The sequence below is a fragment of the Oceanobacillus sp. FSL K6-2867 genome (assembly GCF_037963145.1).
In the GTDB taxonomy this organism is placed as follows: domain Bacteria; phylum Bacillota; class Bacilli; order Bacillales; family Amphibacillaceae; genus Oceanobacillus.
In genome coordinates, this window is sequence record NZ_CP150144.1 from 4,266,444 (window position 1) to 4,287,331 (window position 20,888).

At 36.4% G+C, this 20,888-nt stretch carries 19 protein-coding genes and 1 other RNA gene; 14 read left to right on the plus strand and 6 right to left on the minus strand.

Annotated elements, in window-relative coordinates:
- Positions 1 to 224 precede the first annotated feature (224 nt).
- The 5 genes from dinG to nth all read left to right on the plus strand — a co-directional run bounded on the left by dinG (position 225) and on the right by nth (position 6,843).
- Positions 225 to 3,029: an ATP-dependent DNA helicase DinG gene (dinG, locus tag NSQ77_RS20755; RefSeq protein WP_339227995.1), complete on the plus strand. Its 2,805-nt coding sequence runs from the start codon at positions 225 to 227 to the stop codon at positions 3,027 to 3,029.
- Between the two features lie 351 nt (positions 3,030 to 3,380).
- Complete coding sequence (locus NSQ77_RS20760) at positions 3,381 to 3,890, plus strand: DUF5590 domain-containing protein (RefSeq protein ID WP_339227996.1); 510 nt, start codon at positions 3,381 to 3,383, stop codon at positions 3,888 to 3,890.
- A gap of 57 nt (positions 3,891 to 3,947) precedes the next feature.
- The gene (gene asnS, locus NSQ77_RS20765; RefSeq protein WP_339227997.1) at positions 3,948 to 5,240 is read left to right on the plus strand and encodes an asparagine--tRNA ligase; all 1,293 of its coding nucleotides are present in this window, start codon (positions 3,948 to 3,950) and stop codon (positions 5,238 to 5,240) included.
- A 264-nt stretch (positions 5,241 to 5,504) separates the two neighbouring features.
- Positions 5,505 to 6,185 (plus strand): DnaD domain-containing protein, encoded by a 681-nt coding sequence (locus tag NSQ77_RS20770; RefSeq protein ID WP_339227998.1) that lies wholly within the window; start codon positions 5,505 to 5,507, stop codon positions 6,183 to 6,185.
- A gap of 4 nt (positions 6,186 to 6,189) precedes the next feature.
- On the plus strand, positions 6,190 to 6,843 hold the full coding sequence (nth, locus tag NSQ77_RS20775) for an endonuclease III (protein WP_339227999.1): 654 nt from the start codon (positions 6,190 to 6,192) through the stop codon (positions 6,841 to 6,843).
- A 97-nt stretch (positions 6,844 to 6,940) separates the two neighbouring features.
- Here nth and NSQ77_RS20780 read toward each other — a convergent pair whose 3' ends face one another.
- Together NSQ77_RS20780 and recU are read right to left on the minus strand one after the other, a co-directional pair.
- Positions 6,941 to 9,721: a PBP1A family penicillin-binding protein gene (locus NSQ77_RS20780; protein ID WP_339228000.1), complete on the minus strand. Its 2,781-nt coding sequence runs from the start codon at positions 9,719 to 9,721 to the stop codon at positions 6,941 to 6,943.
- An 18-nt stretch (positions 9,722 to 9,739) separates the two neighbouring features.
- A complete protein-coding gene (recU, locus tag NSQ77_RS20785; RefSeq protein WP_339228001.1) occupies positions 9,740 to 10,324 on the minus strand; it encodes a Holliday junction resolvase RecU in 585 nt (194 codons plus the stop codon).
- A gap of 658 nt (positions 10,325 to 10,982) precedes the next feature.
- On the opposite strand from recU, the gene NSQ77_RS20790 reads away from it, so the two are divergent.
- From NSQ77_RS20790 to NSQ77_RS20815, 6 genes are all read left to right on the plus strand, one after another.
- The gene (locus tag NSQ77_RS20790; RefSeq protein WP_339228002.1) at positions 10,983 to 11,180 is read left to right on the plus strand and encodes a hypothetical protein; all 198 of its coding nucleotides are present in this window, start codon (positions 10,983 to 10,985) and stop codon (positions 11,178 to 11,180) included.
- A gap of 80 nt (positions 11,181 to 11,260) precedes the next feature.
- Entirely contained in the window at positions 11,261 to 11,611 is a 351-nt protein-coding gene (locus tag NSQ77_RS20795) for a DUF1798 family protein (RefSeq protein ID WP_339228003.1), read from the plus strand.
- A 75-nt stretch (positions 11,612 to 11,686) separates the two neighbouring features.
- Positions 11,687 to 12,088 (plus strand): cytidine deaminase, encoded by a 402-nt coding sequence (locus NSQ77_RS20800; protein ID WP_339228004.1) that lies wholly within the window; start codon positions 11,687 to 11,689, stop codon positions 12,086 to 12,088.
- A 197-nt stretch (positions 12,089 to 12,285) separates the two neighbouring features.
- A complete protein-coding gene (gene gpsB / locus NSQ77_RS20805; protein WP_339228005.1) occupies positions 12,286 to 12,594 on the plus strand; it encodes a cell division regulator GpsB in 309 nt (102 codons plus the stop codon).
- Between the two features lie 92 nt (positions 12,595 to 12,686).
- An RNA gene (rnpB, locus tag NSQ77_RS20810) (RNase P RNA component class B) lies at positions 12,687 to 13,058 on the plus strand.
- 122 nt (positions 13,059 to 13,180) lie between these two features.
- Positions 13,181 to 14,305, plus strand: a complete 1,125-nt coding sequence (locus NSQ77_RS20815) for a class I SAM-dependent RNA methyltransferase (protein ID WP_339228007.1) — start codon at positions 13,181 to 13,183, stop codon at positions 14,303 to 14,305.
- Positions 14,306 to 14,359: 54 nt separating this feature from the next.
- On the opposite strand, the gene NSQ77_RS20820 is transcribed toward NSQ77_RS20815, so the two are convergent.
- From NSQ77_RS20820 to NSQ77_RS20835, 4 genes are all read right to left on the minus strand, one after another.
- A complete protein-coding gene (locus tag NSQ77_RS20820; RefSeq protein WP_339228009.1) occupies positions 14,360 to 16,051 on the minus strand; it encodes a b(o/a)3-type cytochrome-c oxidase subunit 1 in 1,692 nt (563 codons plus the stop codon).
- A complete protein-coding gene (locus NSQ77_RS20825; RefSeq protein WP_339228010.1) occupies positions 16,051 to 16,554 on the minus strand; it encodes a cytochrome B5 in 504 nt (167 codons plus the stop codon). The genes NSQ77_RS20820 and NSQ77_RS20825 overlap by 1 nt, the downstream gene beginning before the upstream one ends.
- A 29-nt stretch (positions 16,555 to 16,583) precedes the next feature.
- Complete coding sequence (locus NSQ77_RS20830) at positions 16,584 to 16,721, minus strand: cytochrome c oxidase subunit 2A (RefSeq protein ID WP_339228012.1); 138 nt, start codon at positions 16,719 to 16,721, stop codon at positions 16,584 to 16,586.
- Between the two features lie 287 nt (positions 16,722 to 17,008).
- Positions 17,009 to 17,209, minus strand: a complete 201-nt coding sequence (locus NSQ77_RS20835; protein ID WP_095309061.1) for a cold-shock protein — start codon at positions 17,207 to 17,209, stop codon at positions 17,009 to 17,011.
- A gap of 320 nt (positions 17,210 to 17,529) precedes the next feature.
- On the opposite strand from NSQ77_RS20835, the gene NSQ77_RS20840 reads away from it, so the two are divergent.
- The 3 genes from NSQ77_RS20840 (at position 17,530) to NSQ77_RS20850 (ending at position 20,881) form a co-directional block, all read left to right on the plus strand.
- Positions 17,530 to 19,200, plus strand: coding sequence for a formate--tetrahydrofolate ligase (locus NSQ77_RS20840; RefSeq protein ID WP_339228013.1), 1,671 nt, complete (start codon positions 17,530 to 17,532; stop codon positions 19,198 to 19,200).
- A complete protein-coding gene (locus NSQ77_RS20845; RefSeq protein WP_339228014.1) occupies positions 19,200 to 19,790 on the plus strand; it encodes an HD domain-containing protein in 591 nt (196 codons plus the stop codon). The genes NSQ77_RS20840 and NSQ77_RS20845 overlap by 1 nt, the downstream gene beginning before the upstream one ends.
- Before the next feature lie 134 nt (positions 19,791 to 19,924).
- The gene (locus NSQ77_RS20850) at positions 19,925 to 20,881 is read left to right on the plus strand and encodes a thymidylate synthase (RefSeq protein ID WP_339228015.1); all 957 of its coding nucleotides are present in this window, start codon (positions 19,925 to 19,927) and stop codon (positions 20,879 to 20,881) included.
- The last annotated feature ends 7 nt before the right edge of the window (positions 20,882 to 20,888 follow it).

Sequence of the window (20,888 nt, forward strand, 5' to 3'; positions counted from 1 at the left end):
CCATATGGCCAACATGTTCGGAGTTGACGTAGGTAGAATTCCTGCTATCATTATTATGGGACACGTTATTCCGAAGCAGGATTACGTAGGCTTTTCACAATGTTAACTAACTCTTATCGTACAAATGGATAAGAGTTTTACTATTACTAATCAAAAGGTCTGTAGAAATCAAATGCAAAAAATAACATTTAGATAAACCGGACTTAGAAAGTAAGGTGGATCAGGTGAATAAATTTGTAGTAGTTGACCTGGAAACAACGGGACATTCTCCATTGAAAAGTGATAAAATAATTGAAGTTGGTATCGTAGTTATTGAAAATAATAAAATAACGGATACCCGTACAACCTTATTTAATCCAAAGATACCAATTCCACCATTTATTTCAAATTTAACCGGAATTTCTGATCAAGATGTAGAAGATGCACCGTTATTTAATGAAAAAGCTGATAAAATTGTTGAGATATTTAAAGATAGTTATTTAATCGCCCATAATGTGAAATTTGATCTTGGTTTTTTGAATACAGAACTTGCTGCAAATGGCAGAGATAGGTTAGTAAATCCAGTTTTAGATACCGTAGAGCTCTCACGGATATTATTTCCACAGGCACCTAGTTATAAACTAGGCCAGTTAGCGGAATATTTGGATATTCATCATGATGATCCGCATCGTGCATTATCTGATGCATATGTAACAGCTAAGTTATTTTTAAAACTAATGGACAAATTAAATAGTTTGCCGTATGAAACAATTGCCCAATTGCTGAAATTGGAGAGACTATTTATTTCAGACCTCCATGAAATTTTGACAAATCAATCGGATGAACTAGCATTTGCAGCTGCTTCACCAAGTGAAATAACGGTTTATCAGGGGTTGGCATTTAAAGAGGCAACAGAAACGAAATCGGCCACACCTCCTTTTTTGAAACAATCTTATGGCGAATATCTTGATGCAATCTATGAGGCAAATGGTTCCATGGAGAAGCAAATGAAGAGTTATGAAAAAAGAACAGGCCAGCGTGAAATGTCTGAATTAATCTATGACTCCTTTCAATCGAACTCTCATGCATTGATTGAAGCTGAAACCGGAACAGGTAAGTCATTAGCATACTTAATACCTGCTGTTTATGAAGCGGTAAAATCAGATCAAAGGTTAATTATTAGTACATATACTACTCAATTGCAAAGTCAATTGCTGGAAGAGGAAATTCCCGCATTAAGGAAGCTAACAACTTTTCCCTTTAAAGTGGCACTTCTAAAAGGGAAGAGTCACTATATTAGCTTAGAAAAATTTGCCTATGAGTTAAATGATAGTTCAAACGACAACTATGATATTGCTCTAACAAAAGCAATGCTGCTGATTTGGTTAACCGAAACAGATACTGGAGATATTGACGAAATACAGCTTCCTTTCAGCGGATATTTTTTCTATCATAAAATATCCACGGATGCTGAAGGAATGGTCGATCCATTCTCGCCATGGTTCTCCAAGTCTTATTATCAGAAAGCGCGTAGAAAGGCGCAAAAAGCCGACATTGTAATAACAAATCATGCATTACTATGTACAGATATGTTTAATGATTATCAATTTCTGCCAGCTTACGAAAAGGTAATTATTGATGAAGCACATCATTTTGAGGAGACCGCAGCACATCATTATGGCATGAAGCTTGACTATATCAATATGCAATTCATCTTTAACCATATTGGTCGCATACATGATGGCAAATTGTTGAGCAAGTTTGTAACTAACTTTTCCTTAACAGATGCGGACGTGCCTTTGGAAAAATGGGATCGCTTATTTGAGCAGGCTAAATACGAAATTGATGATTTGTTTCATAGCTTGTATCAATTCGTTATGTCTCAACATAAAATCAGTAAATCGTTAAGTGATATCGGCAGGCTTCAGTATCGGTTGGATGAAGAAAAAGAAGCAGGGAAAACATGGGATGGCATACTGGAGATGGTAACAAGATTAACATTCTTTATGAGAGATCTTATTCACATACTTGCACTTATGGAACAGCATTTAACGAAAAATGACTTAATCGATAAATATGATAAAGAAGAATTAGATGGGATTACAACTACACTTCAGGATTTTATTGATCGAATGGAACAATTTTTCTATATTGAGGGAAACGTACCATATGTTAAATGGATTGAAATCGATACTAAAGGAACGAAAAATGCAGTTTATTTATATAGAGAACCAGCAGAAGTTTCGAAATTACTGGCAAATGATTTTTTCCAAAGCAAGAAAAGCGTTATCATGACAAGCGCTACATTGACAATGAAAAGCTCATTTGATTATATTCAAAAAAGACTGGGGTTAATTCCAGATCGATTAATAACCAAAAAAATAGAGTCCCCATTTTCGTATAAAAATCAAGTTCAGTTACTTGTTCCGAATGATTTTCCGGATATTAAATATGGAAACATGGATGATTTTATTTACGCTACATGTGAAGCAATTTTATCACTGGCTGAAATCACTGAGGGAAGAATGCTTGTCTTATTTACATCCTACGATATGCTGAGGAAATCCTATACACTTTTAAAAGAAACAATTGATACAGGTAAATATGTTTTAATTGGTCAAGGTATAACAAGTGGCAGCAGGTCAAGGCTAAAGAAAAATTTTCAGACGTTTGATCATGCTATTTTGCTTGGAACAAGTTCATTTTGGGAGGGCGTTGATATTCCAGGTGATGATTTGTCTAGTCTGATGATTGTCAGACTCCCATTCCAGCCACCAAACCATCCAGTTTTTGAAGCAAAATCAAATCTGATAAAAGAAAATGGTAAAAATCCATTTATGGATTTATCATTGCCAAATGCTGTTATTAAATTTAAACAAGGGTTTGGCAGACTTATTCGTTCTTCGAGTGACAGGGGAATTGTTTTTATTTGCGATGCACGTATTATTAAAACACGTTATGGCAAATATTTCACAGACTCAATACCAGATGTGCCAATCTTGTTTGATTCCACCCAAAAATTGCTTCAAAAGGCAGAAGAATGGTTTTAAAATTAAGCAAATCCCATTTATAAATTACTGGCAAAAAAAACTACTGATGTTTTTTGCATCAGTAGTCAGCTAAGATGTGATATGGGTTAGGTTTTTTGTCAAATTAACAAATTAAAGCAAGAAACTGTGACTACTGGATTATTGTAGTTGTGCTTTATAATTCGACGTTGCTATTATTGTTTACATTCTTACTTGAGCTATGTATAGTAAAAATTGATAAAAAAGATACACAATTGTTGGAGGAATGTTGATGAATCAATATACAGTAAGTTTATTGGATGCTATTGCTGATTGTTCGGAAAATGCAGTTGCAAACCACGTAATGGATAGGGTAATTACTGGATGATGAAAATGAACAAATCGAAATGGCTTCTATGGACCTCATTGCCCATACTTATAATTCTTATCGCATTAGGTATTTACGGTATCGTGCTTTATAATAATTTATATAATAGCAAAACTGCAGGATTCGATGAAACAAGTAAACAAATACTTAGTCAGACATCCATTACAGAAATTGATAAAATTGAACAATATAACGGTTCGAAGGCTTACCATGTTTTATTTGGAAAAAATGGTGAGGGTGAAGAAAAGCTTATTTTTTACCCACTTGAAGGAAAAGAAAAAAGCTTGACAACAATTGACAAATCTGAAATATTGACAGAGGAAGAAATCGTCAGCAGATGGGAATCAGAATGCAATAACTGCAAGCTTATCAAAGTTACACCTGCATTAGAAGAAAACGAAGCACTATGGGAAATTGCCTATAATGACATGAATAATGATTATGTACTGGATTATAAATCCATTTATGATGGTTCTTCTGTTCACACGTATCGCTTTCAAAGAATGTTTAATTAGTGCAATTCGAGCAATATGAAAATCATTTAAACTAAAGTATTTGGAGGAAATATAAATATGAAAACAACTATTTCACAAGTTGCCAAGCATAAAGACCAAGAAGTAACAATTGGTGCATGGCTTACAAATAAACGATCCAGCGGGAAAATTGCCTTTTTGCAATTACGTGACGGAACAGGATTTATTCAAGGTGTCGTCGTAAAAAATGACGTATCTGAAGAAACGTTTCAACTCGCAAAAAGCCTTACCCAGGAAACAAGTATATATATTACCGGTAAAATTGTTGAAGATACAAGATCTCCTATCGGCTACGAGCTACAAGTTAGTAATATTAAAATAATTCAGGAAGCAGTTGACTATCCAATTACACCTAAAGAACACGGAACGGAGTTCTTGATGGATCATCGTCACTTATGGTTACGTTCAAAGAAACAACATGCTGTTATGAAAATACGTAATGAAATTATTCGCTCAACATATCAATTCTTCAATGAAAATGATTTTGTAAAAATTGATCCACCAATTCTTACAGGGTCTTCAGCAGAGGGAACAACTGAATTATTCCACACGAAATATTTCGATGAGGAAGCATACTTGTCACAAAGTGGACAACTGTATATGGAAGCAGCAGCAATGGCATTTGGTAAAGTATTTTCATTCGGACCAACTTTCCGTGCAGAAAAATCAAAAACACGAAGACATCTAATCGAGTTCTGGATGATTGAACCAGAAATGGCTTTTGTCGATCATGAAGAAAGCTTAGTCATTCAAGAAAATTACGTCAGCTATATCGCTCAATCCGTACTGAAAAACTGTAAGCTTGAACTTGAAGTTCTTGAACGAGATACAACCAAACTTGAAAATATTAAAGCGCCATTCCCGCGAATTACGTATGATGAAGCAATTGAATTGTTAAAAGAAAAAGGGTTTGATGATATCGAGTGGGGAGAAGACTTTGGAGCTCCGCATGAAACAGCAATTGCTGAAAGCTTTGATAAGCCTGTGTTCATTACGAACTATCCAGCAGAAATTAAAGCATTTTATATGAAACCTCATCCAGAACGCTCGGATGTGGTGCTTTGTGCAGACTTAATCGCTCCAGAAGGCTACGGTGAAATCATTGGTGGTTCACAGCGTATTGATGACTTAGCATTAATGCAAGAAAAGTATGAAGAGCATGGACTGACAGGCCCAGCATATGAGTGGTACTTAGAATTATGCAAGTACGGAAGTGTGCCACATTCCGGATTTGGTTTAGGGCTTGAACGAACGGTTGCTTGGTTGTCTGGGGTGGAGCATGTAAGAGAAACGATACCATTCCCAAGATTGCTTAATCGATTATATCCTTAATAAGCTAATCTTAAAATCCCTTGCGAATTACAAGCAAGGGATTTTAATTTCGTATGCACTGACGTGCTGTTATAAATATAAGCCATCCTTTAATCGTCATTTTTGAAAGTGAAATATGAGATAAACAGCCACAAAAATCTGAATCTATTCATGGCCTTTTGGGATGTTTATGCTAACATTCAGTGAGGATTCCTGATGGATGAAGTTTCACTTTATGTTAGAATATATCTTTCATGCTATACTGGAAGAGAGGTGCAAACAAACATGGCAAATAAATTTTCCTTTCAACAGATTTTACTCAACCAATTACAAATACCAATTGAATTGCTCTCTAAATATAAGCAGTTAGGATTAAATGAAAAGGAAGTAATGTTAGTTCTTCAATTACTCCGTTTTCTTCAAAACAGAAATGATTTTCCTACTCCATATGAGCTTTCACTAAATGTAACAATGGATGAACAAGAATGTGCAAACCTATTGCGAAAATTAGTTCAAAAAAATGTTCTTGGTATTGAAAAAAAAGAAAATGAAATGAAACAGTTGAGTGAAGCTTATTCACTAGACCCACTATGGGAAAAATTATTTTTACAAGAGGAAAAACATGAAGAGCAAACGATTGGCACAATATTTGTGGTATTTGAACAAGAATTCGGCAGACCATTATCTCCGTTTGAGATAGAAACAATTAATGCGTGGATTGATGAAGATGAAATAGCGCCAGCCTTAATCAAAGCTGGTTTACGTGAATCAGTTTTAATGGGTAAGCTTAATTTCAAGTACATCGACAGGATACTTCGCGAATGGAAAAAGAAGGGGATTCATTCTGTTGATCAAGCCCGTAACGCGAGCAAAAAATTTCATACAACCCAAACAACTTCCAATCAAGAAAATATTCCAAAGCGTGATACATCATTCTATTACAATTGGCTAGAGGAGGAAGATTGAGACAATGTTAACAAAAAAACAAATAAGATATTGCCTCGATGTAATGGAGGAGATGTTCCCAAATGCAGAAGGGGAGCTTATTCACTCCAACCCATTTGAACTTGTTATTGCCGTTTTATTGTCCGCACAATGCACTGATAAACTTGTAAATAAAGTAACAGCAGACCTTTTTAAAAAGTATAAAAAACCCGAGGATTATGTTAATGTCACATTGGAAGAGCTTGAACAAGATATAAAGTCAATTGGTCTGTATCGAACCAAGGCCAAAAATATTAAAAAACTTTGTCAGGTTTTGATTGAAGAATATAATGGTGAAGTACCGCGCACAAAAGATGAATTAGTAAAGCTAGCGGGTGTAGGGAGGAAAACGGCAAATGTAGTTGCTTCCATTGCATTTAATGAGCCGGCAATTGCTGTAGATACACATGTAGAGCGTGTTTCCAAAAGATTAGGCATTTGCAGATGGAAGGACTCTGTGATTCAAGTAGAAGAAACACTAATGCGTAAGGTGCCACGTGATGAATGGAGTGTAACACATCATCGCATGATTTTCTTCGGAAGATACCACTGTAAAGCCAGAAATCCCAATTGCCCGGAATGTCCATTACTTGAGCTTTGCAGAGAAGGTCAAAAACGCATGAAAAAGACGATGATATAAATTATAGAAAAAAGTCCATCCAAATGAACAAATTGCTTTAAATAAAGCAAAAAAGAGGTAAACTTTATTAGTTTACCTCTTTTTCTCGTCATCGTTATTACTCTTCGGCTTCTTCTTGACCTTGACCTTGTCCTTGGTCTTCTCCTTGACCTTGTCCTTGGTCATCGCCCTGGTTTTCTCCTTCTTCTTGCTCTTGTTCTTGACCTTGGTCTTCTCCTTGATCTTCATCTAGTTCAGTCTCTTCTTCGGTTTCTTCCTCTTCAGGTTCACCGCCTTCGTTTTCTTCTGGATTTTCATTAGCTTCTTCATTCGCAGGTACTTCAACAGTAGTACTTTGAGAATCACCACGGGAATTATTAGCCCCAATTGGGGTAACATTAATTGTATAGGTTTCGCCTGGTGCTGCACCACTGATTTCAATACCATTTGATTGAACAGTTTGTGTTTGGCCATTTACAGATACTTCAAAGGATGCATCTGGTCCATCATAATTCCAATTTACATCAATGATAGAAGATGCGGCAATATATTCTGCCGTTAAGCCGCTAACCGCTGGAATATCTTCCTCTTCATTTTCTTCCTCATCTTCACCTGAAACTGTTACAGAAGTGGTACTTGGATCACTTTTCATGGATCCGCTAATAGCAACAACCTGTATTTCATAAACAGCCCCTGGTTCCACTTCACTAATTTCCATTGACATATCTTCCGTAGAGGATAGTTTTTGCATTTGACCGCCGTCTACACTTGCACTTACTTCAAAGCTAATGTCCTCATCAGAATTATAATTCCACTCAATTTGAATGGAGTTCGATTCCTCATCATAGGCTGCATTTAATCCAGAAACTGGATCTAATTGGTCAAATTTCTCTGATGTTTGTTTTGGTTCTGTCCCTTTAACAAATAGCTCGGTAATTTTATCTGAGCTTGGTGTATAGTCACTTGGCAATGCAGGTGGGTTCGAACCTTTCTCTACCGTGACCTCTACCACAGAATCTGGTTTTTCAAAATCAGGTGTTTCAATTCCTTCAGATATTTTCTGCATGGCGTTTTTAAACAATGCTTGTGCAATTTTTGTATCAGTTAACGATGTTCGTTTTCCATCTTCTGTATAACCGCCAGTCCATGCTGCAATTGTATAATTCGTACTGTAACCAGCAAACCAAGAATCCCGATTTTCATTTGTCGTACCAGTTTTACCAGCTACAGGTACACCAGGTACACTTGCTGCTGTACCAGTACCACTCGTAACAGCTGATTTTAACATATCTGTAACCATGTACGCGGTATAATCTGACATTGCTGCATTTGATTCCGGTGTTAAATCAACTACTCTTCCGTCTGGAAATTCAACGCTTGTTACAGCATATGGCTCTGTATAAATTCCTTGATTCCCAAATGCATGGTATGCTCCAGCTAATTGAAGTGGTGTAACATTTGTTTCAGTCCCGCCTATAGCATCGCGAACAGCCATTTGGTCATTATGGAACTTGATTCCCAGGCCTTCAGCAAATCCTTGCGCCTTGTCTACTCCAACTTCATCTAATATTTTCAAAGTCGGCACATTTAAGGATTGGTTCAGGGCGTGCCGCATTGTTATCCAACCTGCATGGCTTCGATTCCAGTTTCGGACCGGAGAAGATCCTGGTATTTCATACGGTGCATCATCATTAACCTGGTGATAGGTGGAGAGCTTATTGTATTCAATTGCCGGACCAAAAGACATTATCGGTTTGGCTGTTGAACCAAGCTGACTCCCTCCGCGAATGGCGTAATTCCATCCACCCTCGTTATTTCTGCTTCCGCCAATCGCTTGAATCGCACCGCTTTTTGTATCCAATACAGCCATAGCCGCTTGCATATTGTCGTCAGAATAGGTAATTGGATTTTCTTCACTGTCATTAAGTAAAAATTCTACGTATTCCTGTGCTTTTGGATCAATAGTTGTATAAACCTTCAAGCCATCTGAATAGATGTCTGCATCGCCGACTTTCTCTCTAACCTCTTTATCAACCTGTTGAAGGAATGCTTCATACGGTGTTGGATCTGGGCGAGATTCAACAAGCAGGGAAGGGATGTCTACGTTTCTGGCTTCATCGGCTTCTTCTTGTGTAATTTTCCCATGTCTAACCATTAATGTCAGCACCGTATTCATTCGCTTTTCCGTTAATTCCGGATTCTCAAAAGGATTATATGCAGTTGGGCGCTGTGGCAACCCTGCAAGTATTGCTATTTCAGGCAAGGTTAAGTCATGTAAATCTGTTTTGCCGAAATAATTTTTAGCTGCTTGCGCTACGCCATATGCTCGATTACCGTAAAAGACTTTATTTAGGTAGAACTCTAAAATTTCTTCTTTAGAATATTGTCTTTCCAACTGTAATGCCAGCCACTGTTCCTGTACCTTTAAACTTATTTTCTTGTCAGGTGGCAAGAATGATTTCTCAACAACCTGATGTGTAATGGTACTAGCACCTTGGGAGCCAAATCCGTCGGAAATATTCGCTAATACTGCTCCACCAAGTCTTCGTAAATCAATACCCGAGTGTTCAAAGAACCTTGCATCCTCCGTAGCGGTAACCGCATCTATTAATTCTTGGGGTAAATCCTCATACGATATTTTTGTTCTTTTTTCATCTCCGCTTAGACTTGCGAATTCTTCTCCATACTTGTCATAAACAGTAGAAGAGAAGGTATCCTCTAATTTTGCTGGGTCCAAATCTGGAGCTGTTGCAATCCAGTATGCAGCTAAACCTGCACCACTGACTCCGAGTATTAAAAATATCAGTAGAATGGAGAATACTATTTTCTTCCAAATGGGTTTCTTTTTTGTTTTCTTTTGTTTTCTTCTTGCTGATCGACTCTGGCTGTTTTCTGCCATCGTTCTATACCTCCGTCTCTAAAAATAAAGCTTATCTATAATGGATAAATAATCAATACGCTTTTGAAAGTGAAATGGGATTGAATAGCTTTCCTGTTGAATTTTCTCATATGAAATGGATTTCTTCCCATTATTTAATTTGTCGTTCCAAAACTGGAAAAGTTTCTTTGCCTCTAAAAAATATGCTTCATCATAGGTCGCAAACCGAATAATAATAAAACAAATTCCGCCTTGATTAATAATTGCTTTCATATGTTCGATTTGATGTTCATGTATGTTCGCTAAAGGAAAAAGCGTTTTATTTTTCGTTTCCTTTGCTTCAAAGTCGATATATTTACCTCGATAAATACCATTATAATCTGTAGTAGAAGCTTGCTTAAAATATGCCTCTGTGATTACAGCTGCACTTCGTTTTGGATAATTTACATTTACAATTTGGACAGGTGTCGGTTTTTTATGAATGACTGCTTTACCCGTATCAAGATAAAATTTATTCGTAATATTAATATCCTCTTCCAAGGACATCCCTCGGTTGCTAAATGTATTTTTATTTTGTTTTATCCTGACTGGCATCATTTTTTTTTGCCCATTTGGATAGTTCAAAAGATATTCCCTCCCAGCATATGAAAGTATAATATCAGAAAAAGAGGTAAATGATAACTTTAAACCACAAAGAATAATGTATTCTAATTGTATAGAACACAAAAGTTTTTGTAGTTAGTACTTTATTATACCATGATATAACACATTAAAACTGCTCACTTTATTGACAATTTAACGATTGTTCATTTGACACCTTCCCATACTTTATTGTACATAATTTCACAATTGATTCAAGTTTATAACGGTTGTTAAACAGAAATGTAATTGTACTGTAAACATAGATTACAGGGAGTAGTAACAAAGTTATCCTAATAATATTAGGTAATGGTAATCATGTAAAAGGATTTGTGTAATTTATTAACACAAATCCTTTCCTATTAAATAGTTATTTATTTAAGTAGATGGGCGGTTTGGACCATTTAATTTTTTGTCACCAGTTTTCAACGATTTTTCTTCACGACCAGCTGCATTTTTACGTGCGTTCTTAGCTTGTTTCAACGATATCACCCCCTTTGTTTCTAGTCTGTCTCATTTCAGTGAAAAAATAACCCTTTTCACTAGTTTTGTAAGATTGCTTCTAGTTTTGTCGAAGAGGAAGGGGAGTAGATGATTAATGGGGAATATAGCTTATAACAAATAAAAATATAAGGGTGATAATATGACTTATCCTTTAAAAGCGCAAACAGGCATTAGCAAAAGCGAGGCACATCATACATTACAGCAAATGGAGGATCAGTTGCTTTTTATCGATCAAAAACTGAAAGTTCATGTAGACCGTGAAGTATGGTTGCATTTTCAAAATGAAATTCATCAGATTGATTTTACAAAATCGTCCATTGAAAAAATGAGAGCCTAATACGAAATAGGTGCCTTCTAGATATAAAAATGATAAAGTAGGGTATACAGTTATAAACAAATTAAAGGCGGAAATGCATTATGGAATTAAAAAAACAAACAGAAAGTCTGAAAAGTCACCTTAACCTGTTGAAAATTAAATTTGAGCAAAATGCTCCCCCAGAAAACAGTAGAGATAAGACGTTTTTTTTGAAAGTCAGAGAAGAAACGTTGCCAATTTATACTTTATTGGACGAATGGGAAACTACAGCTTTAAAAGTAGTTAAAAATAGAGAAGCAAAGGTGCACCCTCATCAAGTAGCATCAACAAGGGAAAATATGGAGCTTTTATTAATGCATAGCTACTATATTGATGTGCGCAGGAAACGATATATGGAATTATATACATCCATTTTGTATGTGTTTGATTTGTTGTTGGAAGATATATCATAATTTCCTTAGAAATAACTTTACAATTATTCTAATTTCTCCTATAATAACTTGCACTATAGCTAAAGGATGAGTGAAATGTCAGTGAATAAACTAATTGAAGATGCAATCAAAATAAGAGAAAGAGCATATGTTCCGTATTCTAAATTTCCAGTAGGAGCGGCGCTGCTCACGAAATCAGGCAAAGTATATACTGGTTGTAACATTGAAAACGCAGCATACCCTGTTGCATGCTGTGCAGAGCGAGTCGCAATATTTAAAGCTATCTCAGAAGGGGAAACAGAGTTTCAAGAGCTAGCTGTGGCAGCAGATACCGAAAGACCTGTGCCACCTTGCGGGTCCTGTCGCCAAGTAATGAGCGAGTTCTTTGAGAAGTCAATGCCTATCCATTTAACTAATCTAAAAAAGGAAATAAAATCATTTACAATGGAAGAATTACTGCCTTTTTCATTTGAAACAGAAGACTTATTGAAAAACTAAAGAGTAATATCTCCCCTTTATAGGTAGTTACTTTTTCCTTATTTACGTAAAATAAAGGAGACTGATATTCAGTTTCCTTTTTTATGGTATAATAAAAGTATAATTTGGTAATAATGCTTCTTTTGATTCATACATTTATAATTGAACCTGAATAATTCTATTAAAAATAGTATAGATGAAGATCATGAGGTGATGAAATGAGTATAAATCGAGTTCAGCTTAGTGGAAAAGATATTTTGGAAAAGGATTTTAAAACAGCAATGCGAGGATATAATCAAGAAGAGGTTGATGAATTTTTAGATATTATCATACAAGATTATGATTTATTTAAACAGGAAATTGATCGATTGCAAGCCGAAAACGAAAAGTTGAGAAAAAATTCTACAGAACAAACAAGATCAAGAACGCCACAACCTACTAGTCAAGTGAATTATGACGTATTAAAGCGTCTGTCCAATTTAGAAAAAGCAGTTTTCGGAAAAAAATTCGTTGAGTCAAGTGAATAACTTGTTATCGTGATTAACAATGTGTTTGATAATGTGATTCAGTAGTTGAAAAATATTTGCTAATATGTTATGGTTATAAGTACGGTAATTAAATGCTCATGTAATCGCTGCGTGTAAATGCAGAGGAAAGTCCATGCTCACACAGACTGAGATGTCTGTAGTGTTCGTGCTTGATGAATTCATAAGTCAAGGTAGCTAATTGCTAACGGCAGAAGACATTCCTAAGTCAAAGGTGATATGGAATTATTCTTGAAAGTGCCACAGTGACGTAGCTGGATGGAAACATTTCAGGTGGAACGAGGTAAACCCCACGAGTGAGCAACCCAAATAATGGTAGGGGCATCCTTTAGTAGGGAATTCAACCGAAAAAGGGACAAGTCTAAACTTGTAGATAGATGATTACAGCCGGAGTACGAGGTTGACCACCGTTTGCAGTACAATGGTACAGAACATGGCTTATCGAGCATTTAATGGTCTGAATACGAATCGAAACCTTTCTTTGCCGACAACGGTACAGGAAAGGTTTTTTTAATTTTTATGTTCTATGGTAAACTAGTACTAACTTAAAATTGAAGGGAATAGTTGGATGCAAAAAGTAACATTAATTGCTACCGCGGCAATGGGTTTAGAATCAGTAGTTGCACATGAAGTAAAACAATTAGGATATGAAGTAACAGTTGAAAACGGCAAAGTTATATTTGAAGCACCACTTTCAGCTATACCGCGCTGTAATTTATGGCTTCGCAGTGCAGATCGGATTAAATTAATTGTTGGTCAATTCAAGGCAACAACATTTGATGAACTCTTTGAAGCAACAAAGGCATTGCCATGGGAATATTATATCGCGGAGGACGGACAATTTCCGGTCTCTGGCAAATCTGTTAAATCAACCTTATTCAGTGTATCTGACTGTCAAGCAATTGTAAAAAAAGCCATTGCTGAAAGATTAAAACTGAAATACGGTCTGGCTGCCAAGATGCCTGAAACAGGAGCACTTTATAAAACAGAAGTGGCGTTATTAAAGGATATTGCAACACTGACAATTGATACATCAGGTACGGGGCTTCATAAACGGGGATATCGTGTCGGACAAGGTGAAGCGCCATTAAAAGAAACTTTAGCCGCTGCACTGATTATGCTGACAAATTGGAAACCGGAATACCCTATAATCGACCCATTCTGTGGTTCGGGAACAATTGCAATTGAGGCAGCATTAATTGGACAAAATATTGCACCTGGATTTAATAGGGAATTTGCTTCAGAGGATTGGACACTTGTCAGGAGAAAGCTGTGGGATGATGCCTTTGAAGAAGCAGAAGATAAAGCAAACTATGATCAGGAGCTAATGATTACGGGATCTGATATCGATCATAAAATGATTCAAATTGCGAACGATAATGCAATTGAAGCAGGGCTAGGTGATTTGATTACTTGGAAGCAGATGCAAGTGAGTGATTTAACATTACGCCAGGAAAATGGATATATTGTTAGCAATCCACCATATGGTCAGCGTATTGGGGATCAAGATCATGTAGGAGAGATGTATCGAGATTTAGGGAATGTAATGAAAAATCATCCGTCTTGGAGTGTATATATCATTACTGCTTTTGAAGCTTTTGAAAAATATTACGGTGTACAGGCAACAAAAAAAAGAAAGTTATTCAACGGTTTTATACAAACGAATTACTACCAATATTTTGGTGAAAAATAAAACATAAAAATAAATGGAAGGTTCAGTCAATATTGCTGATCCTTCCATTTATTTTTAAGAATTGCCAATCGGCCAATCGAACGGCACTGATCCAGGCGGTGAATTTTGGATAATATCTATAAATGGAATAGTGTAAGCGAATAAAATTAAAGCAATCGTAATCGCGATCCAAAGCTTCCAGTTTTCCATCCATTTCGGTGTCGGCTCGGCATGTTCTTCCTCCTCAGCAACCGGGAATTCTTCTTCACCCTTAGGTGAAAAAAAGGTTAGCTTGATAAAGATATATACCATGAGAATAATCCCGACAAAAAGAATGGTGCCTCCGATTGCTTGTGCCATTTGATATGCACCCCATGACGCTGCCTGTTCTGTACCGCCATAATCGGAAAATGCAGAGCGTCTAGGACCACCTAACAGACCTTGAATATGCATTGAACCTGACATTATTATCATCCCGCCCCCCCAAACTATTGTTTGAATAATACCTAAATTGTTAACAGATTTTGTAAGCTTTCTGCCTGTTAAATGGGGGATAAGCCAATACGTAATTCCGAAAAATGTTAGAATGACAGTTGTTGCTACAGTAAGATGAAAATGTCCTGTTACCCAAATAGTGTTATGAACAACTGAGTTCATTTGGTGGGATGCGTTTATAATTCCACCTGCACCTCCTGGAATAAATGCCAGCATACCTACAAATGGAGCAAAAAACCGAACATCCTTCCATGGTAAATGTTTAAACCAGCCGAATAATCCACTAAAACCTTTACGTCTCCCCGTGATTTCAAATACAGCAAATAATGAGAATGCCGTCATTAAACTAGGAATAATAACCATAAAGGTTAAAACTACTTGAATAAATTTCCAGGTTGGATCAATTCCTGGTTCTGTTAGCTGATGATGAAACCCAACAGGAATGGAAAAGAATAGAAACAATACAAACGATAATCTTGCTAATGAATCACTAAAAAGCTTACCTCCAATAATTTGAGGGATTATCGCGTACCATGCCATATAAGCAGGCAATAGCCAAAAGTAAACTAACGGGTGACCGAAATACCAGAACAGTGTTCGACTAACAAGAACATTAATCGTTTCCGCATAACCAAGAGACCAAGGTATAAATTGAACCAGTACCGCAGATGCAACACCTAGTGAAGCGATAAACCACATAATCATATTAATGGTTACCATAAATGCTAATAATGGTGATTTTTCATCTGGATTTTTTTTCTTCCATAAATAGAGTTGTCGCCAATTTACAAACGCAGCGACCCAAGTACCAACAATGACTAAAGCTAAACCGATATAAAAAGCAGGATGAGCCTTTAATGGTGCATAAAAGGTATAAAGCACACTCGCTTTACCTAACAATATCGTTATAGCTGTAATTATAGTACCAGCGGTCATAATCCAGAAGGAAAGCCATGATACTTTACGTTGTCTAACAGACATACCAACCGTTTTACTCATTAAAGCAAACTGAAATCCGATAATAAAAAATGTTGTTAGTACAAGTGCAAGGATAACACCATGTACAGTCAGAATTTGATAGTAACCAATGCCAAATGGAAGTGTGAAATTTCCTGACCTTACTAATACTTGTAATAAGCCCATTAATCCACCAATAAATAAAGATATAAAAGCTACATACATAAAAGACATATAAAGTTTTGCTTCTTGTTTTGGTATTGCAAGAAGCTGTCTTGAATTTCCATTAGGCAATACTATATTTTGAAGCGCCATTATTCAAACACCTCCACGGTTGTATACATCATATGGTGACCAATACCACAATACTCATTACACAGTACTGTAAATTCACCGGCTTGGTTCATCTCAACCTCCATACTGCTTATATAACCTGGCTCGACCATCATATTTACGTTTGTACCAGCAATATTAAAACCATGAATAACATCTGTGGTTACCACTTGAAATAGAACAGTCGCTCCCTTGGGAATGTCAATCTGATTTATAGCATTTCCTTCTTTATCGACACCAAAATCATAATGAAATGCACTCGCGATAACATTAACGATATATCGGTCATCGTCTACCTTTGTAAGCCCTAAATTTTCCGGTTTAAATGCTTCATGGGCCTCTACATTTTGAGGATCAACTGTTACACCATGGCTTTGAGGATGGGTACCAAGATAAAAAGCGCCGTAACCGAGAATAATCAAAAATAGTATTAATGCTCCAATACCAAATGTAAGCCATATTTTTTCGAACTTGTGAAAATGCATTTTTTCTCACTCCTTTTTAATCACCTTTCTTATCTCGATAGGAAAATTGCAAATACGACAGCCCAACTAATAATAATAATTAAACCTAAGACTCCAACCGATATTAATGTTCCTTTTAAATCCGGCCCTTTCTCATGATTCGTGCTGGTTTTGCCACTTTGTTTCATCTATTTTATCCTCCCATCCTGTTATCGTTTACTCCTATTTCCATCATACACAAAGTAGAAATAGAAATTAGCGAAAACGGCAACGATTCACAGTTTGTTCAATTACGCTTGTATCGATATACATTAGGACTTTACAAACTTTTAAGTATAAAAAATTTGTGAAATAACTATGAACAAATACCTATTTATCTTGACAATAAACAGGTCTACTGTATGACTTTTGCGTTTTAGGAAATAAAAAAACAGTGATCAATTATTGATCACTGCTTTACTTCTATGTGTTTTGTTTATTTTTTTACAACATTTGCTGCTTGTGGACCACGTTCACCTTCAACAATTTCAAAAGTAACTTCTTGTCCTTCTTCTAATGATTTGAAGCCTTCTTCTTGGATTGCTGAATAATGGACGAATACATCATTTCCTTCTTCCAATTGGATAAAACCATAGCCTTTTTCAGCATTAAACCATTTTACTACTCCGTTTTCCATTTCTATTCCTCCTAAAAATCCCACGTGAAATGCGTGTTAATACAAAGTATAGACTCAGAATATATTAAAAAAGGCAGCTTCTATAGAAGTGTAGGATCATATTGCATCCACTTCTATAGAAGCTGCCTTTTCGTCAATGATTCCGTACATCTTCTTTGCTTGCCCCTAATATAGCCTATTTGTAACCACTCGTCAAGAAATTAACTCTTAAATTCTGCATTTATTAAATCTTTACATTTATCCATTAATCGTTTGTTAATGAAAAAAACAATAGAAAAGGTTAAACTAGAGGAGTGAATAGCGAATAGGAGGATCAATATATGAAAACAGATATAGAAATTGCTCAACAAGCAACATTAAAACCGATTACAGAAATTGCTGAATCAATCAATTTATCTGCAGATGATTACGAACCTTATGGATATACCAAAGCAAAGCTTTCCGATAAATTATTAGAAAAGTGGAAAGACAAGCCAAACGGAAAAATAATTCTCGTAACATCCATTAATCCAACTCCCGCTGGAGAAGGGAAGTCCACCGTTACAGTTGGATTAGGTCAAGCGTTAAATCAATTAGGCGAGAAAACTGTTATTGCTTTACGAGAGCCATCACTTGGCCCTGTTATGGGGTTGAAAGGAGGAGCTGCTGGAGGCGGTTATTCTCAAGTACTTCCCATGGAAGAAATTAATCTTCATTTTACTGGTGATATCCATGCAATTACTAGTGCTAATAACTTGTTATCTGCAGTAATTGATAATCATATTCACCGCGATAACAAATTACAAATTGATCCAAGGAAAGTGGAGTGGAGACGGGTAGTTGATATGAATGATCGTGCGCTAAGACAAGTAATTGTCGGCCTGGGAGGCTCCTCTCAGGGGATACCAAGGGAGGAGGGCTATACCATAACGGCAGCTTCAGAAATTATGGCTATTTTATGTCTTGCAGATAGCATTGAAGATTTGAAATCACGTCTTTCAAAAATAGTCATTGGTTATACATATGATGATTATCCAGTTACAGTGAAGGATCTTGAAGCAGAAGGATCCTTAACATTACTTTTAAAGGATGCATTCAAGCCAAATCTTGTACAAACAATTGAAAATACACCAGCTGTCATCCACGGAGGTCCTTTTGCAAATATTGCACATGGCTGCAATAGCATAATTGCTACAAAAACGGCTGCAAAATTAGGGGATTATGTTATTACAGAAGCTGGTTTTGGAGCAGATTTAGGTGCTGAAAAATTCCTTAATATAAAAACACAAGCCGGTAATTTTCATCCAGATGCAGTTGTTATTGTTGCTACTGTCAGAGCGCTAAAAATGCATGGAGGCGTATCAAAGAAAGATTTAAATACCGAAAACATTGATGCACTGGAAAAAGGGATAGAAAACTTAAATAAACATATTGATACCATTGAACAATTCGGACTTCCATATGTAGTTGCCATTAATAAATTCCCAACTGATACAGCGGCTGAAACGCACTTTATCGAGTCTTGGTGCCATTCCAGAAAAATAGATGTAGCACTCGCAGATGTTTGGGCCAAAGGTGGAGCTGGAGGTTTTGAATTAGCAAAGGAAGTTATGAAGAAAACAATGACCTCTGAAGTTCACTTCACACGAACTTACGAATCTAATGAAATGTTAGAAATGAAAATAAGAAAAATAGCCCAAGCTATCTATGGTGCAGATGACATAGAATTATCATCTAAGGCAAAGAAACAAATTATTTTCTTTGAACAGCAGGGATGGGGCAATCTGCCGGTCTGTATGGCGAAAACACAATATTCCTTATCTGATGACCCAGCATTACTAGGTCGACCTAGCGGCTTTACAATTTCTATACGTGAATTAAAAGCTTCAATAGGGGCTGGTTTTATAGTTGTATTAACTGGTGATGTAATGACAATGCCAGGGCTTCCTAAAACTCCTGCTGCATTACACATGGATTTAGATGTGAACGGGAAAATCAAAGGGTTATCATAATGCAAAAAGAAGAACAACTCAAACATATTAGGGATTATGTATATACATTGTTTCGCGATGATGAAACAGGCCACGACTATTATCATATGGAGCGAGTTGCCCGGATCGCTAAAATGATTGCTGAAGTAGAGCAGGCCAATGAGTTTTTATGTGAAGCGGCTGCATGGTTGCATGATGTTGGAGATGAAAAGCTGTTTCAAAATCCTAAAGATTCTATAAAGAGAACAAATGCTTTTCTAGCCTCGATTTTATTAAAGGAAACCGACATAAATACTATTAATCACATTATTTCCGGGGTCTCCTACAGTAAAGGAGTTGTTGTTCCAGATACATTAGAAGGAAGGATTGTCCAAGATGCTGACCGATTAGACGCGATAGGTGCTATCGGTATTGCTAGAACATTTGCTTATGGTGGTGCCAATCAGCAACTAATGTATCATCCAACAAAAAAGGCGACATCCATTCAGCATTTTGATGATAAGCTTCTAAAGCTAAAAGACTTCATGCATACAAAATCAGCTAAGGAGCTGGCAATAGAGCGCCACCGATTTATGGAATCATTTCTGAAACAATTTTACGAAGAATGGTAAGTGTATTAATTTGACTTTAGATATGCACAAATTTGTGGCACAATATATTTCTAGTAATATGACTTGAAAGAAGATACAATGAATTACTGGATAATAAAAATAATAGCAGCATAGAGAGTTTAGGAGTGATAAATATGCTAAAAAATGAACAAGCCTATTTAGATTTGTGTCAGCATATCCTTAATAACGGCATTAAAAAAGGAGACCGTACAAATACAGGAACATATTCTGTATTCGGCCATCAAATGCGTTTTGACTTAAGTCAGGGGTTTCCACTGTTAACAACTAAAAGAGTACCATTTCGACTTGTAGCCAGTGAACTTCTTTGGTTTATAAAAGGAGATACGAATATACGATATTTACTGGAAAACAATAATAATATCTGGAATGAATGGGCGTTTGAAAAATGGATTAAAAGTGAAAAGTACAAAGGTCCGGATATGACAAATTTCGGAATCCGCAGCCAGCAGGATGAAGGTTTTAATCAGATTTACCAGGAACAGATGAATTTATTTAAGGAAAGGATCTGCCAGGACGATGATTTCGCTAAGGAATTTGGAGATCTTGGCTCTGTTTATGGGAAACAATGGCGGAAATGGAAAACATCTCGTAATGAAACGATTGACCAGCTCAAAGAGGTCATTGAATCGATACGTCATAATCCTAATTCCAGAAGACATATTGTGTCAGCGTGGAATCCAGAGGATCTTCCGGAAATGGCATTACCACCTTGTCACACATTATTCCAATTTTATGTGGCAGATGGCAAGCTTTCTTGCCAGTTGTATCAGCGCAGTGCTGATGTATTCCTTGGCGTTCCATTTAATATAGCAAGCTATGCATTATTGACACATTTAATTGCACATGAATGTGACTTAGATGTTGGCGAATTTGTACACACACTAGGGGACACACATATCTATTCAAACCATGTTGAACAAGTTCAAACACAGCTTAAGCGTAATGTGCGTGAATTGCCCCGTTTAAAAATTAATCAGGAAAAATCGTCTATTTTTGATTTTGAACTTACAGATTTTGAGATTGTGGATTACAATCCACATCCAAGTATTAAAGCACCAATCGCAGTTTAAGCAGTGG